Source organism: Flavobacterium sp. 103 (genome assembly GCF_003096795.1).
Lineage (GTDB): Bacteria > Bacteroidota > Bacteroidia > Flavobacteriales > Flavobacteriaceae > Flavobacterium.
The window spans coordinates 1,940,133-1,954,115 of sequence record NZ_QENX01000001.1 but is presented as its reverse complement, the minus strand read 5'-3'; the positions used below and the strand labels follow the sequence as shown (position 1 = coordinate 1,954,115).

The 13,983-nt window shown below is 34.6% G+C and carries 14 protein-coding genes; 7 read left to right on the top strand and 7 right to left on the bottom strand.

The window, feature by feature from the left end:
• Positions 1-116: 116 nt before the first annotated feature.
• The 7 genes from C8C85_RS07845 to C8C85_RS07815 all read right to left on the bottom strand — a co-directional run bounded on the left by C8C85_RS07845 (position 117) and on the right by C8C85_RS07815 (position 8,136).
• The gene (locus C8C85_RS07845) at positions 117-1,781 is read right to left on the bottom strand and encodes a hypothetical protein (RefSeq protein ID WP_116796575.1); all 1,665 of its coding nucleotides are present in this window, start codon (positions 1,779-1,781) and stop codon (positions 117-119) included.
• Positions 1,782-1,805: 24 nt separating this feature from the next.
• Positions 1,806-2,588, bottom strand: coding sequence for an enoyl-CoA hydratase/isomerase family protein (locus C8C85_RS07840; RefSeq protein WP_116796574.1), 783 nt, complete (start codon positions 2,586-2,588; stop codon positions 1,806-1,808).
• A gap of 10 nt (positions 2,589-2,598) precedes the next feature.
• Positions 2,599-4,014 carry a sensor histidine kinase gene (locus C8C85_RS07835; protein ID WP_116798430.1) on the bottom strand — a complete coding sequence of 472 codons (1,416 nt, stop codon included), beginning with the start codon at positions 4,012-4,014 and terminating at the stop codon, positions 2,599-2,601.
• Positions 4,015-4,073: 59 nt separating this feature from the next.
• Positions 4,074-4,628: a CopD family protein gene (locus tag C8C85_RS07830; protein ID WP_116796573.1), complete on the bottom strand. Its 555-nt coding sequence runs from the start codon at positions 4,626-4,628 to the stop codon at positions 4,074-4,076.
• Positions 4,615-5,970 (bottom strand): MATE family efflux transporter, encoded by a 1,356-nt coding sequence (locus tag C8C85_RS07825; protein WP_116796572.1) that lies wholly within the window; start codon positions 5,968-5,970, stop codon positions 4,615-4,617. The genes C8C85_RS07830 and C8C85_RS07825 overlap by 14 nt, the downstream gene beginning before the upstream one ends.
• Before the next feature lie 133 nt (positions 5,971-6,103).
• Positions 6,104-7,138: a ferrochelatase gene (gene hemH, locus C8C85_RS07820; protein WP_116796571.1), complete on the bottom strand. Its 1,035-nt coding sequence runs from the start codon at positions 7,136-7,138 to the stop codon at positions 6,104-6,106.
• A gap of 125 nt (positions 7,139-7,263) precedes the next feature.
• Entirely contained in the window at positions 7,264-8,136 is an 873-nt protein-coding gene (locus C8C85_RS07815; protein WP_116796570.1) for an AraC family transcriptional regulator, read from the bottom strand.
• Between the two features lie 228 nt (positions 8,137-8,364).
• Here C8C85_RS07815 and hemA point away from each other — a divergent pair, with 228 nt between their 5' ends.
• From hemA to C8C85_RS07780, 7 genes are all read left to right on the top strand, one after another.
• Positions 8,365-9,624: a glutamyl-tRNA reductase gene (gene hemA / locus C8C85_RS07810; RefSeq protein ID WP_116796569.1), complete on the top strand. Its 1,260-nt coding sequence runs from the start codon at positions 8,365-8,367 to the stop codon at positions 9,622-9,624.
• Positions 9,625-9,757: 133 nt separating this feature from the next.
• On the top strand, positions 9,758-10,162 hold the full coding sequence (locus C8C85_RS07805) for a GxxExxY protein (RefSeq protein ID WP_116796568.1): 405 nt from the start codon (positions 9,758-9,760) through the stop codon (positions 10,160-10,162).
• A gap of 135 nt (positions 10,163-10,297) precedes the next feature.
• On the top strand, positions 10,298-11,224 hold the full coding sequence (gene hemC / locus C8C85_RS07800) for a hydroxymethylbilane synthase (protein ID WP_116798429.1): 927 nt from the start codon (positions 10,298-10,300) through the stop codon (positions 11,222-11,224).
• A 148-nt stretch (positions 11,225-11,372) separates the two neighbouring features.
• A complete protein-coding gene (locus C8C85_RS07795) occupies positions 11,373-12,035 on the top strand; it encodes a uroporphyrinogen-III synthase (protein ID WP_116796567.1) in 663 nt (220 codons plus the stop codon).
• Positions 12,036-12,149: 114 nt separating this feature from the next.
• Positions 12,150-13,175 carry a uroporphyrinogen decarboxylase gene (gene hemE / locus C8C85_RS07790; protein ID WP_116796566.1) on the top strand — a complete coding sequence of 342 codons (1,026 nt, stop codon included), beginning with the start codon at positions 12,150-12,152 and terminating at the stop codon, positions 13,173-13,175.
• The gene (locus tag C8C85_RS07785; RefSeq protein ID WP_116796565.1) at positions 13,176-13,598 is read left to right on the top strand and encodes a hypothetical protein; all 423 of its coding nucleotides are present in this window, start codon (positions 13,176-13,178) and stop codon (positions 13,596-13,598) included.
• A 3-nt stretch (positions 13,599-13,601) separates the two neighbouring features.
• The gene (locus tag C8C85_RS07780) at positions 13,602-13,982 is read left to right on the top strand and encodes a hypothetical protein (protein WP_116796564.1); all 381 of its coding nucleotides are present in this window, start codon (positions 13,602-13,604) and stop codon (positions 13,980-13,982) included.
• The last annotated feature ends 1 nt before the right edge of the window (position 13,983 follow it).

Sequence of the window (13,983 nt, the reverse complement as noted above, 5' to 3'; positions counted from 1 at the left end):
GTGATTAGATCAAGCTGTTAAAAGCACAAATGCCTTTTAGATTTATGCGTAATTTCTAAGCAGAGGCAAAAAATTTAATAATTAGGATACGAAACAATCACTGTTATACTTATACTTTACAAAGTTACTTTTAAGAGTTGCTTCGTGCTTCCTTTTTTTCCTAAGAAAAATACGGAGTTACCAATTGATATACCATTTGCAACCATAAATGGCACTTCATTTTCTTCATCGCCCAAGATTTTTTCATATTCAAAATCCCCGTCATCATTTATTCTGATAAGATTAAGATTGGATTTGTTTGAACCTTTAAATTCTATTCTATTATTTTTTAATTCTTTTACTTTTTCGCCTGCATTAGTAAAGTAATAAGGCCTATTGCCGACAATAGTAGCTGTGTAAGAAACATAACTTTTGTCTAATTCATGCTGAAAACCTTCCTTTTTATTAATATTTCTTGCCCAAACCAAATCGCCTTCGTTACTTAATTTTGCGGATACAATATCATCATAATGATAAAAATAAGCCTGATTGCCGCCGCCAACACCGTTCATGCCAAATGCCCCAATGTTTGAAGATGTTGAATATTCTTCCTGGGCATTAAATATCAAATCATTATTTTTAGTGAAAAAATAGTTTTTATAGGTTAGATATTTCAACTCTTTATTTTTTTCTTTACCATATTTATCAATCATAAATTGTTCTGAAAACGGATTGTATTTTGCCCCAAAAATTTCTAGAGAATTGGTGTCTAACTTAAAATAGCTAATTCCTTTATATTTATAATCATTAATTTCAGAATAAAATCCAATGCAAATAAGCTGATTATTATGAAAAATAGATTTTAAAGAGCCAATAAAATTTTCTTTGGTATCAATTAATTGAGATTTTTGAGCATCAGGACCAATTTTTGTTACTTCAAATAAATATTTTCCACCCTCCTTTTTTTTCTGTTGGATGTCATTGTAAGATTTTCCTAATAAATAAATATAACTTCCATTTGGGTCGACTTGAATGTTTTGAAAAGCATATTTTATATCTTTGATTTCTCTTGAGAATTCAGTTTCTATTTTTTTATTTAATTTATAGTCAAACAAATACAATTTTAAATATTCTCCTTTTCTACCATTATAATCTATTGCAATTGCAAAAGCATTATTTGATTCATTCACTGTCATTACAATTTCTGACTTGGCTTTTTCTGAAAGATTTACCTTATTACTGATTGTGAAAAAATTTTCTGATTCTTCGTCAAATTTGCCTGAATTATCATTTGTCCATATTTTATGCATCCGATTATAAAATGTTGACTCCAAAGTAAAATATCCAATTTTTTTTATTTCTTCATTTGTTATTCGAAATAATTCTTTTTTGGTTATTTTAAAATCTTCGTCAATACAATTTGACTGACATACATATACCTTTTGATTTAAATCATAGTACATTTCAATTATTTGAACTTCATTTTCGAATGAACAGATTCCCACAACAAGATTGAATTTCTGATAGTTAGGATGTTTCATTTCAAATTCAAATTTTTTGTTCTGTATTAAATTTGAATCATAATTTTCAATATAAAAACCTTCATTATTTGAAAAGCCTGAACTACTATAAGAACGAACAATTAGTACTCCTCCATTTTTGTTTTCTTTTGTAAAAACAATTGCAGAATTTTTGAATTCATCTTTAAAAAGTTCACTTTTTTGTATTTTAAAAGGTATATTTTGAGCAAAAGTTGAAAAGGAGATCAATACAGCTCCCAACACTAAAATTAATTTATTCATGTAGGTTATTAAAATGGTTTGATACTATTTCCCCGTAAAAACAGCTTTTCTTTTCTCCAAAAACGCTTTGGTTCCTTCGTTGAAATCTTCGGTTCCAAAACACTTTCCAAAGTTTTTGATTTCGGTTTCATAGCCATTTTTCCCTTCGGTAAAATTAGCATTGATGGCTTTTATGGCTCTTCCAATCGCAAAAGGAGAGTTTTTTATGATTTTTTGGGCAATTCCAGTACAAAATTCGATTAATTCGGTTTGTGGAACTACATGATTTACCAATCCGTATTGTTTGGCTTCGTCGGCAGTAATCATTCCGGCGGTCATAATCATTTCCATTGCACGACCTTTACCAATTAATTGCGGTAAACGTTGTGTCCCTCCGTAACCCGGAATCACGCCAAGGGAAACTTCAGGAAGTCCCATTTTGGCATTGTCTGAAGCGACTCTAAAATGACAGGCCATCGCCAATTCCAGTCCGCCTCCTAATGCAAATCCATTAACGGCTGCTATAACCGGAGTTTTTAGGTTTTCAATATAATTAAAAAGCAATTCTTGCCCCTGAAAAGCCAGTTGTGTGCCTTCTTCGATGGTGAAATGAGCAAATTCCGAAATGTCTGCACCGGCTACAAATGCTTTTTCACCACTACCCGTAAGTATGATAACCTGAATTTCTTTGTTTTTGCCCAATATTTTTATCGCTTTGTGCAAATCATTAATCGTTGCAATATTCAAAGCGTTTAGTTTGTTTGGTCTGTTGATAACAACGGTTGCAATGTTGTTTTCCAATGTAATTAAAAGATTGTCGTAGTTCATTGTGTTATAGTTATGAGTTAATGATGGGTAGGGTAACGGTAAAGATGGTACCTCTTCCAAATTTAGATTCAAAGGTAATTGTTCCGTTGTAGTTTTCGATAATGTTTTTTATAATTCCAAGACCTAAACCCATTCCGCTGTTTTTGGTAGTGAATTTGGGTTCAAAGATGTTGTCGATATGTTCAGGACTTATTCCGGTTCCATTGTCTTTTATAGTGATAATGACTTCTTTTTTTATTCTTTGGATGGTAACCAATATCATTTTGGTTTCTTGATCTTCCGGAATGGCCTGTATGGCATTTTTAACCAAATTCGTAATCACTCTAATGAGCTGCGTACGGTCAATTTTGGAAATAATATCTTTTTCGGAACATTCAAAAACAATAAAATCTTCATGAAAAATATCCAAGGTCAGTTCTACGACTTCAACTACATTCAGCATTTCATTTTGTTGGGCAGGCATCGAAGCAAAATCAGAAAAGGCAGATGCAACGGCACTCATCGTGTCTATTTGCTGAATTAAGGATTCAGAGAAATCGTTTAGTTTTTGTTTAATATTTGGATCTTCCGGATGAAATTTTCGTTGAAAACTCTGAATAGTGAGTCGCATTGGCGTTAGCGGATTCTTGATTTCGTGAGCCACCTGCTTGGCCATTTCCCTCCAGGCCAAATCTCTTTCGTTTTGAGCTAGTTTTATGGCGTTTCTTTCGAGTTCTTCAATCATCCTGTTGTAGGCGTGCAATAGCATATTGATCTCTTTGATTTTGGCCGAAAAAGGTATTTTTTCATTCTTTTGGTTCAAACTGGTATCCCTTAATTTTTCGGCAAAATCATAGATAGGTTTGGTGATAAAGGAAGAAAGTAAATAAGCCAATCCAAAAGCCAAGGCAATCATAAGGGCATACACCTGTACCAAACTAACAAAGAAATTGTTTAATTTTTTTTCATAATAGCCATCGTCGGGAACATTGGGTAGTTTTAGGATTCCAATGGGTTTGAATTTTTTGTTTTTTATAAGGCTGTAAGAAGAACGATATTTTATACCATTAATGGTTTTGACTTCGACAAATCTTTTATCAATGGAAGCATTGACCAAGCGCAGTATGAATTTTGATATTATTGGGGTTTGTGTCACCACCGAAAATGATTCTTTGGAGGATTTCAGTAGTTTTCCATCCAAGGAATATATCTGTATTTCAGCATTTTGAATATCGGATATTTCATGGATTTTATCCTTAAAGATTAATTTGATATTGTCATCTGTTAGTGGGTATGTAGTATTGGAAAGCATATAATTGATATGCTTTTTTACATAATATTCCATGCTTTCAATGCGCTTTTGATTGTATTCTTTGGCGACGCTTTTATATTGAAAGATGGAAATGGTTATGAGCAAAAGGGAGGTCGCAATGATTAATACAACCATTGAAAGAAAGATTCTGACACGTAATGAAATTATAGGAATCTTAAAATTTCTAAGCATAATTACGATTTATTTCGCTCCCTGATCCTTTTGTAAAATTTAAAACCAAACATAATAGTAATCGAAAATAAGAAAATACCAATTACGCCGTAAATCCAGTTCACCGCATTTTTTAATATGACCAAAAACACGACTGCGAATAAAATTATGGTGGCTACTTCGTTCCACAAACGCATGAAATTGGTAGTGTATTTTACTTCGTCTCTCTGCAATTGACTGAAAATTTGTTGGCATTTTAAATGATATAAATATAGTACAAAAACAAAGCCAAGTTTTACATGCATCCATGGCATTTGCAACCAGGCATTTCCCAAATCGGTAAAAAACAGCATCCAAAAAGCAAAAAAGCTAGCCAATACGGCAGATGGCCAAGTAATGATATACCACAATCGGTAAGACATTATTTTATACTGTTTTTGGAGAATTTCTTTTTCGGGTGAAGGTTTATCGGATGCTTCTATTTGGTAAACAAATAATCGAACGATATAGAATAAACCTGCGAACCAGGTGATGACAAAGATGAGGTGTAGGGATTTGAGGTAATTATAGTAATCCATCGGTTGCTGTTATGGGATTGATATTCATTTCTTTTTTGAGGAAATAGGCTGTTATTATGGTTGAAAGCACGTCGGCAATAGGAAATGCAATCCATACTCCAAAAATACCTAAAAAATGTGGTAATATAAGTACCAAAGGAATTAAGAAAAAACCTTGTTTGGTCAATGTCAAAAATAAAGCTTTCTTGGCTTTTCCTGCTGCTTGAAAGTAGGCTGCTCCAATAAGCTGAATGGCAATAATGGGTGAAGCAGCAAATACCCAGCGTAATGCGTTTGGGGTTTCGGCAATTACTTTTGGGTCATTTGTAAAAACGGTCACTATTGATTGAGCAAAGAATAAAATCATAACAAAAATAATAGTAGCCAGCAAAGCCGCATATTTGATCGAAATAACCACGCTTTCATGAACTCTTTTAGTGTTTTTAGCACCATAATTAAAACCTGCTATGGGTAAAAACCCTTGTGTAATTCCCAGAATAGGGAACAGGGCAAACATCAACATTCGACTTATAATTCCATAAACAGTTATAGAATGTTCGCCTCCGTAAATGTATAAAGTGTGATTCAATATAATGGCCAGTATGCTTACTACTCCCTGTCTCGAGAAAGTAACAAAACTCAATTTGGTGATTTCTTTTAAAATTGGAATCTGAAATTTTAGATGTTTTGTTTTCAGTTGTAGTTCACTTTTGGACACAAAAAACCAAAAGACAAACGCAAAACACATAAAGTAAGAAATGGAAGTTGCAAATGCGGCACCGAATACACCCAAGTTCATCAATTTGATAAAAATGATATCAAGGACAATATTTACAAATGCCGGAATTATCATGGCTACCATGGCAAACTTAGCTTTGCCTTCGGCACGAATAATGTTATTTCCCATCATACAGAGCGCCAAAAAAGGTACACTAATGATGATGGGGATGAAGAATTCTCTTGCGGGTTCCATAATCGCGCCTTTGGCTCCAAAAAGCAACAACATCTGTTCGCTAAAAATCAATCCCAAAATAGAAAATAGCATCGACAATAAAAATGTCAACATAATCTGATTACCAAAAGTATGCTTGGCTTTCTCCTTGTCGTTGGAACCTAAAGCTCTTGACAGGACAGAACCTCCGCCCACGCCAATTGCCATTCCTAATGACGAAATCAGAAACGTTATGGGTAAAACAACGGTGAGCGCAGCAATGGCTAGTGAACCAATCCACTGTCCCACAAATATGGTATCGATAAGGATGTTAACCGACATGAATAAGATACCAATAGAAGAAGGAACCGCTTGTTTAATCAAGAGTTTCTTTATGTCTTGCGTTCCTAATTCTTCGGAGGTTACGGCCATTTTGATTTATGATGTTAGACTGCTGATTTATGATTTTAGATTGCTCCGATTTTGATGTTTTTTTGATTATGTTGATTTTGAATTGGTAAAAGTTTTTAGGCTGTTACGGAAATCAGCAATCACAAATCGTTAATCATAAATCAGCAATCAACTCTACTTTTGCCCACTCGTTAATCCAATTGCTTACCGTAGCGCACCATTCGTCGCTATCATTCAAGCAGGGAATAGCCAAGAAATTTTCGCCTCCGTGTTCTTTGAATTGGTGATTGGCTTCCATGGCGATTTCTTCGAGAGTCTCTAAACAATCCGAAACAAAAGCGGGTGTTACCACAGCTAGATTCTTAATTCCTTTCTCAGGCATTTTGTTGATTTCAACATCGGTATATGGTGTTAACCACTTGTCACCAGCCAGTCGAGACTGAAAAGTCTGGCTGTATTTGTCTTTAGGAATTCCTAGTGCGGCTACAACCAGCTTTGTCACTTCATAACATTGATGGCGGTAACAAAATTCATGTGCAGGCGAAGGCGTGTTGCAGCAAGTACCATCAATTTTGCAATGTGATTTGGTTATATCTGTTTTGCGAATGTGGCGTTCCGGGATACCATGGTAAGAGAATAATAAATGGTCGTATTCAAAGTTCTCTAGGCTTTTTTTGATAGAATCAGCTAAGTTTTTGATGTAGTCGGGCTTGTTGTAAAAAGCAGGAACGATGGTAAATTTCATTTCTGGAAAATGTTTTTTACGCAATTCTTCAGCTAAAACTAATATTGTGGTTGTAGAGGCCATCGCGTGCTGCGGATACAATGGGAAAAGCATTACTTCGGTAACACCTTTGTCGTGCAATTCTTGAAGACCTGCCAACATTGAAGGATTTCCGTAACGCATCGCCAAAGCAACAGGAACATCAACTTGTGGCTTTACTTTTTCGTGCATTCTTTTAGAAATGACTACTAATGGTGAGCCTTCGTCAGTCCATATTTTTGCGTAAGCGGCAGCCGATTTTTCGGGTCTGTTTCTAAGGATAATGCCACGTACCAATAAAGCTCTCAACAAATACGGAACGTCAATCACGTATTTGTCCATTAAAAATTCATCTAAATAAGGTTTTACATCTTTGGGAGTTGGACTTTCTGGTGAACCTAAATTGACTAATAATACGCCTTTCATTTGTTAAATTTTTTTGATGTTCCAAAAGTAGCTAATCATACTTTTGGATAAATTGGAGTTAACTATTTTTTAATTATTGTTGAATATGTAAATTTGATATTCTATTCAATTAATTTGAAATATCCTTAAAGATTCGAATTAATAGACATCAAATATTTCTTTGGGGTAGTGGCAAATTTCTTTTTGAAAGCCGCTATAAAATGACTTCCGGTGCTGTAACCAATTTTTAACCCCACTTCATTGACATTATAGGAACCGCTGTCCAGCAATTGACGTGCATAATCCATTTTGTAATCAAAAAGGTAGCCATAAACGGTGTCGCCATAAATTTGCTTGAAACCCATTTTGAGTTTCTTTAAAGTCAAGCCTATTTCGTCTGCCAATTCTTGCAATCCTGGAGGTTCGGCCATATTGGCAATGATGATTTCTTTGGCTTTTTTAATTTTATAGACATTTTCTTCATCAATCAAAAACGGACATTGTTCGGCATTCGGATCTTCAGAACGGTTGAAATATAAACTTAACAGCTCATATCCTTTGCCTTTGTAATATAAATTCTTGATCGAAGGATTTAAATTATAATGAAACAATTGACTCAAAACAATCGCCATTGATGGACTGATGTCTCCTTCTTTATAATATTTTTTGTCTTTATTCTCGTCGCTCAGAAATGGAATGTGTCCTGCATCATTAGAAAATAATCGGTGAAATTTTTGAATCGAAATTAAAATCGAAATTACCCAAGTATTAGGTGCCAATTCCAAATTGAGGGGTAATTCTTTTTGTGGATTGTAGAACAAATAGGATTTCTCCTCGTTCAAATCCAATATATAACTCCCTTGATTAAAGTTGAATTTTGCCTTCCCCTTCAATCCGAAATGAAATTGAATCAAGCCATTACTCACTTCGTGTTTGGCTTGAAAAGTTTCTAAACTATCATTTTGAAACCGAATTAATGTAAAATCTTCTTCGATTGTTATAATTTCTTGTGAACCCATAGCGATATTTTTTGAATAAAAAAATGACTTTTTCCGAAAGCTTTTATTTAGAATCGCTCTAAATAAATCGAAATTCGAGCCTTGATAGTGCCACAAAAATAACAGTTTTTATTATAAAACAACGAATTAAATCCAAAAAAGCATGCAGCGACACAAAAAGAACTTTTAGCGTTACTTTTATCGAAACCTTAGTAATATTTTTGTAGCACTTTAAGTTAAAGTGTATATATGGAAAATCATAACGTTTCGAAGCATCACTATTTTTACTCTGTTGGTCTTAGCTACAAAAAAGCCGATGCCGAGATAAGAGGTAAATTTAGTTTAGACACTTTATCTAAAACACGTTTGCTCGAACAAGCCAAAACGGAAGGCATCCAAAGTTTATTTGTGACTTCGACCTGCAATAGAACTGAAATCTACGGCTATGCCGAACACCCTTTTCAATTAATAAAATTACTTTGTGAGAACAGCAACGGTACCGTTGAAGATTTTCAAAAAGTCGCTTATGTTTATAAAAATCAAGAAGCTATTTCGCACTTATTCCGCGTTGGAACAGGTTTGGATAGCCAAATTCTGGGCGATTTTGAAATCATCAGTCAAATTCGCAATGGTTTTGCCGAAGCCAAAGCAATGGGTTTAGCCAATGCTTTTATGGAACGATTGGTTAATGCTGTAATACAATCCAGCAAAAAAATCAAAAATGAGACCGAAATCAGTTCAGGAGCCACTTCAGTGTCTTTTGCATCGGTTCAATACATTATCAAGAACGTTCCAGACATTGGAAACAAGAATATTTTACTTTTCGGGACAGGAAAAATCGGAAGAAATACCTGTGAGAATTTAGTAAAACACACCAAAAACGAACACATCACTTTAATCAACAGAACCAAAGACAAAGCCGAGAAATTGGCAGGAAAGTTGAACCTGATTGTTAAGGATTACTCGGAACTGCATATTGAACTGCAAAAAGCGGATGTGGTGGTGGTTGCTACGGGCGCCCAAAACCCTACTATCGACAAAGCTATTTTGAATTTGAAAAAGCCGATGTTGATTTTGGATTTATCAATTCCTAAAAATGTCAATGAAAACGTCAAAGACCTTGAAGGAGTTACTTTGATTCATATGGATCATTTGTCACAAATGACCGACGAAACTTTGGAAAACAGAAAAGCCCATATCCCAGCAGCAGAGGCTATTATTGAAGAAATAAAGGAGGAATTTATCGCCTGGACCAAAGTAAGAAAGTTTGCGCCAACCATAAATGCCTTGAAAGAGAAGTTGAATACGATTAAAAATTCGGAGTTAGACTTTCAAAGCAAAAAGATGTCCAACTTCAACGAAGAACAAGCCGAAATCATCAGTTCCAGAATCATTCAAAAAATTACGACCCATTTTGCCAACCATCTTAAAAATGAAGACACAATGGTAGATGAGAGCATCGATTGGATCGAAAAAGTTTTTCAAATAGCAGCTACAAATAAAATTTAACCATTAAGATATTAAGTTAATTAAGCTTTGACGAAAAAATAAACCATTAAGGGGTTAAGAAAAATTAAGTTTTGTATTTATAAAAGCAAACTTAATAAGCTTAATATCTTAATGGTAAAAAGAAAAAAGTTCTATGACAAAAAAAGAGGTTACACAATTAGCTTATGAAATTACAGGTTTTGCTATAAAAGTGCATAAAGCATTAGGGCCTGGACTTTTAGAAAGCATTTATGAGCAATGCCTTAAATATGAATTAGAACAAAATGGATATGATGTTAAACAACAATTAGTTGTTAAAATAGATTATTATGACCTTGAATTAGAATCTGATCTAAGAATTGATTTACTGGTAAATGATTGTGTAGTAGTTGAATTAAAAGCGATAGAAAACCTTTTGCCAATTCACGAAGCACAATTACTTACGTATATGAAATTGTTACAAAGACCTCAAGGTTTATTAATTAATTTTAACACTTTAAACATAACAAAATCAATGAAACTACTTGTAAATGATTATTTTGCAAGATTAATAGATTAAACATAAACATTGCCGTAAAGAAATTGAACCATTAAGAGATTAAGAAAATTAAGTTAAACGTTTTAAAACTTAATTAACTTACATTCAACACAAAGCTTAATGTTCCTTAATATCTTAATGGTAAAAAAACTAAAAATGGCAGAAAAAACAATACGTATTGGAACCCGTGATAGCGAACTCGCGTTATGGCAAGCCCACACGGTAGAAAAAAAGCTAAACGATTTAGGTTATAAAACCGAAATCATTGCCGTAAAATCACAAGGAGATATCATTCTTGACAAACCGCTGTACGAACTTGGAATCACAGGAATTTTTACCAAAACATTGGATATTGCTATGATAAATGGCCAAGTGGATATTGCTGTGCATTCGATGAAAGACGTCCCAACCGCTTTACCGATTGGCATCGTTCAAGGTGCGGTTCTCGAAAGAGCCAATACTTTGGACATTTTGGTTCACAAAGGAAATCTTGATTTTTTAGACGGAAAAGGAACTATCGCCACAGGAAGCTTACGCCGTCAAGCCCAATGGTGGAATAAATATCCGAATCACAACGTAGTCGATTTGCGCGGAAACGTAAACACTAGAATGCAAAAACTAAAGGAAAACGATTGGAACGGAGCCGTTTTTGCCGCTGCAGGATTGGAGCGCATTAACCTGAAACCAGAAAACTATATCAATCTCGATTGGATGATTCCTGCGCCTGCACAAGGAGCAATGGTTGTTGTGGCAATGGCGAACGATGATTTTTCTCGAGATGCCGTTGCGCAGCTCAACGATATCGAAACCGAAGTGTGTACTCATATCGAAAGACAATTCTTGAAAACCCTCGAAGGCGGTTGTACGGCACCTATTGGAGCTTTGGCAAAATATAACGAGATCGAAGATACCATCCATTTCAACGGAGTGTTATTTTCGATTGACGGTAAACAAAAAATTGAAGTCAACAAAGTCGTTCCCATCGAAGAATGGAAAAAGCTTGGTTATAACTCGGCTCAAGAAATCTTCGGAAACGGCGGAACTGAATTGATGGCAACGATAAAAGTAGCTTTGAAAAAATAAGGAGCGAAAGATTGGGACATTTTTGGGAAGATGGGTTCCCGCTCTCATTCCAATCCTTACTCGTCGAAAAGACGAGACGGGATTTTCCCTTCGATCGGGGCTAAAAGAGAAACAATTGTCTTTTCCAGAATGATTCAAAAAACAAAAAATGAGTAAAACAGTTATATTATCTACCAAAACGCTGTCGGATATGCAACGACGAGAACTTCTAAACGCTGATTTTGAAGTATTCGAAGAGGATTTCATTTCGACTAAGAAGCAAGAATTCGAACTCAATGCCATCAACGACAATTTGATTTTTACCAGTCAAAATGCGGCACAAAGTGTTTTAGAAAATTCAGATGTTGACAATTTGAAAACTAAAAATGTTTTTTGCGTTGGATTAAAAACGAAAATTCTATTATCTGAAGCTGGGTTCAATGTGGTTGCTTACACGGGTTATGCTGCCGATTTAGCCGAGATAATCGCTTTGATTTATAGCCAAGAAAGCTACACTTTCTTTAGTGGAAATCTGCGTAAAGAAACATTACCAAAAGCTTTGGCAGCAGCAGGGATAAAATTCAATGAGATTCAGGTTTATGAAACGTTATTGACTCCGATAAAGATTAAGGAGAAAATCGATGCAATTTTGTTTTTTAGTCCTTCAGCCGTTGAAAGTTATTTGAAAGACAATGTTATAAAGAAAGAAAACTGCTTTTGCATAGGCGAAACAACCGCAGAGGCATTGGATAAAATAACAAAAAATATTATCGTTGCAGATCAACCAAGTGTTGAAGACGTGATTGAGGATGTGATAGCTGAGTATAAATAAGCATATATTCCTACAAGGTTTTTTTCAAACCTTGTAGGTATGATTTGAAAAGTAAAATTAAATAATGTATACCTACAAGGTTTAAAAAAAACCTTGCAGGATAAAAAAAACAAAATGATAAAGAACGACCTATTTTTAAAAGCGTTAAAAGGAGAAACAGTACAACGCCCACCAGTTTGGATGATGCGTCAAGCCGGAAGATATTTACCGGAATTTAGAGCTTTGCGTGACAAATACGATTTTTTCACTCGTTGCGAAACTCCAGAATTAGCTGCCGAAATCACGGTACAACCAATCCGCAGAATTGCTCCAGATGCCGCAATTTTGTTTTCGGATATTTTGGTAGTGCCAAGAGCTATGGGAATTCACGTAGAATTGAAAGACAATTTGGGCCCGATTATCCCAAATCCAATTCGTACGATGGAACAGGTAAATCAGGTGTATGTTCCGGATGTAAATGAAACTTTAGGTTATGTTTTTGATGCCATAAAATTGACCAAAGAAATGCTGAATGATGAGGTGCCCTTAATTGGTTTCGCAGGTTCGCCTTGGACGATTTTCTGTTATGCCGTTGAAGGAAAAGGTTCTAAAAGTTTTGATACTGCCAAAGGATTTTGTTTCTCAAACCCAGTGGCTGCGCACACTTTATTGCAAAAAATCACCGATACCACTATTTTATACCTAAAAGAAAAAGTAAAAGCGGGTGTAAATGCTGTTCAAATTTTTGACTCTTGGGGAGGAATGCTTTCACCAGTAGATTACCAAGAATTCTCTTGGAATTACATTAACCAAATTGTTGATGCTTTGGCTGAGGTTACTCCAGTTATTGTTTTCGGAAAAGGATGTTGGTTTGCTTTAGGTGAAATGGGGAAAAGTAAAGCTTCTGCACTTGGAGTAGATTGGACTTGTACTCCAAGAAATGCTAGATACCTTTCAGGTGGAAATATTACATTACAAGGAAATTTTGACCCTTCAAGATTGCTTTCGCCAATTCCGACTATCAAGAAAATGGTTCACGAAATGATTGACGAATTCGGAAAAGACAAATACATCGTGAACTTAGGACACGGAATTTTACCAAACATTCCCGTAGATCACGCCAAAGCATTTATTGATGCGGTGAAGGAATATAATCAGTAAATGGAAAAGACAATTTTACAACGATTTTTGTCATTGTTCTCAAGAACAACTTATACAATAACGCCAGAAAGTTTTAAAGAACAATTTGATGGAGTCAATCTAGAATCTTTTAGAGAAGTGAAAGTAAGGAATCCGATGAATGAATATTCACCATTGGTTTATAAAGCTAATCAGCTTAAAAAGATAGTAGTTGTTGATGAAAATACACATCGTATTATTCTTGATAATTCACCGAAATTAGAAACTAGGTTTACCTTAAAGGATGGAAAAAGAACAACCTTCTATTTCGATACTATTGCATTAGAAAATGGTTTTTTAATTGGTCAAAAATCAAGAATGATTCCAATTGCTGGAAAAGTTGAATTTGATAGGATCCAAAAAATTGAGATTCAAAATGGCGGAAAACAGTATAAATATTATTAAAAAATGCTAAACAAAGGCTTAAGAGACCAGGAAAGTATTCGGATTGACAACGTGCTCAAAAAGCTGATGTCATTGGTTTATGTGCCTAAGTTTTGGAATTTAGAAGACCTTCTTTTCTTGGAAAATGAATTAAAAGACTTAGCTATGAATGTCGAGAGTCTTAATGAATTTGGCGAAGAAGAATTGATAGTTCACTTGCAACGACTTCATTTAGATTGGAATCAATTAGAGTTATTTGCCGATTTTTTGGTTGCTTTTTCCAAGGAAAACCAGTTTGTTTTTTCGCAAAAAGCAATTGCCATTTATAATTATATTCAACAGGAAAGCAAGACTTTTTCGTTTGGGATTATTAATAAAATAGCTTTAGCAAAAGCAAATTTATAAA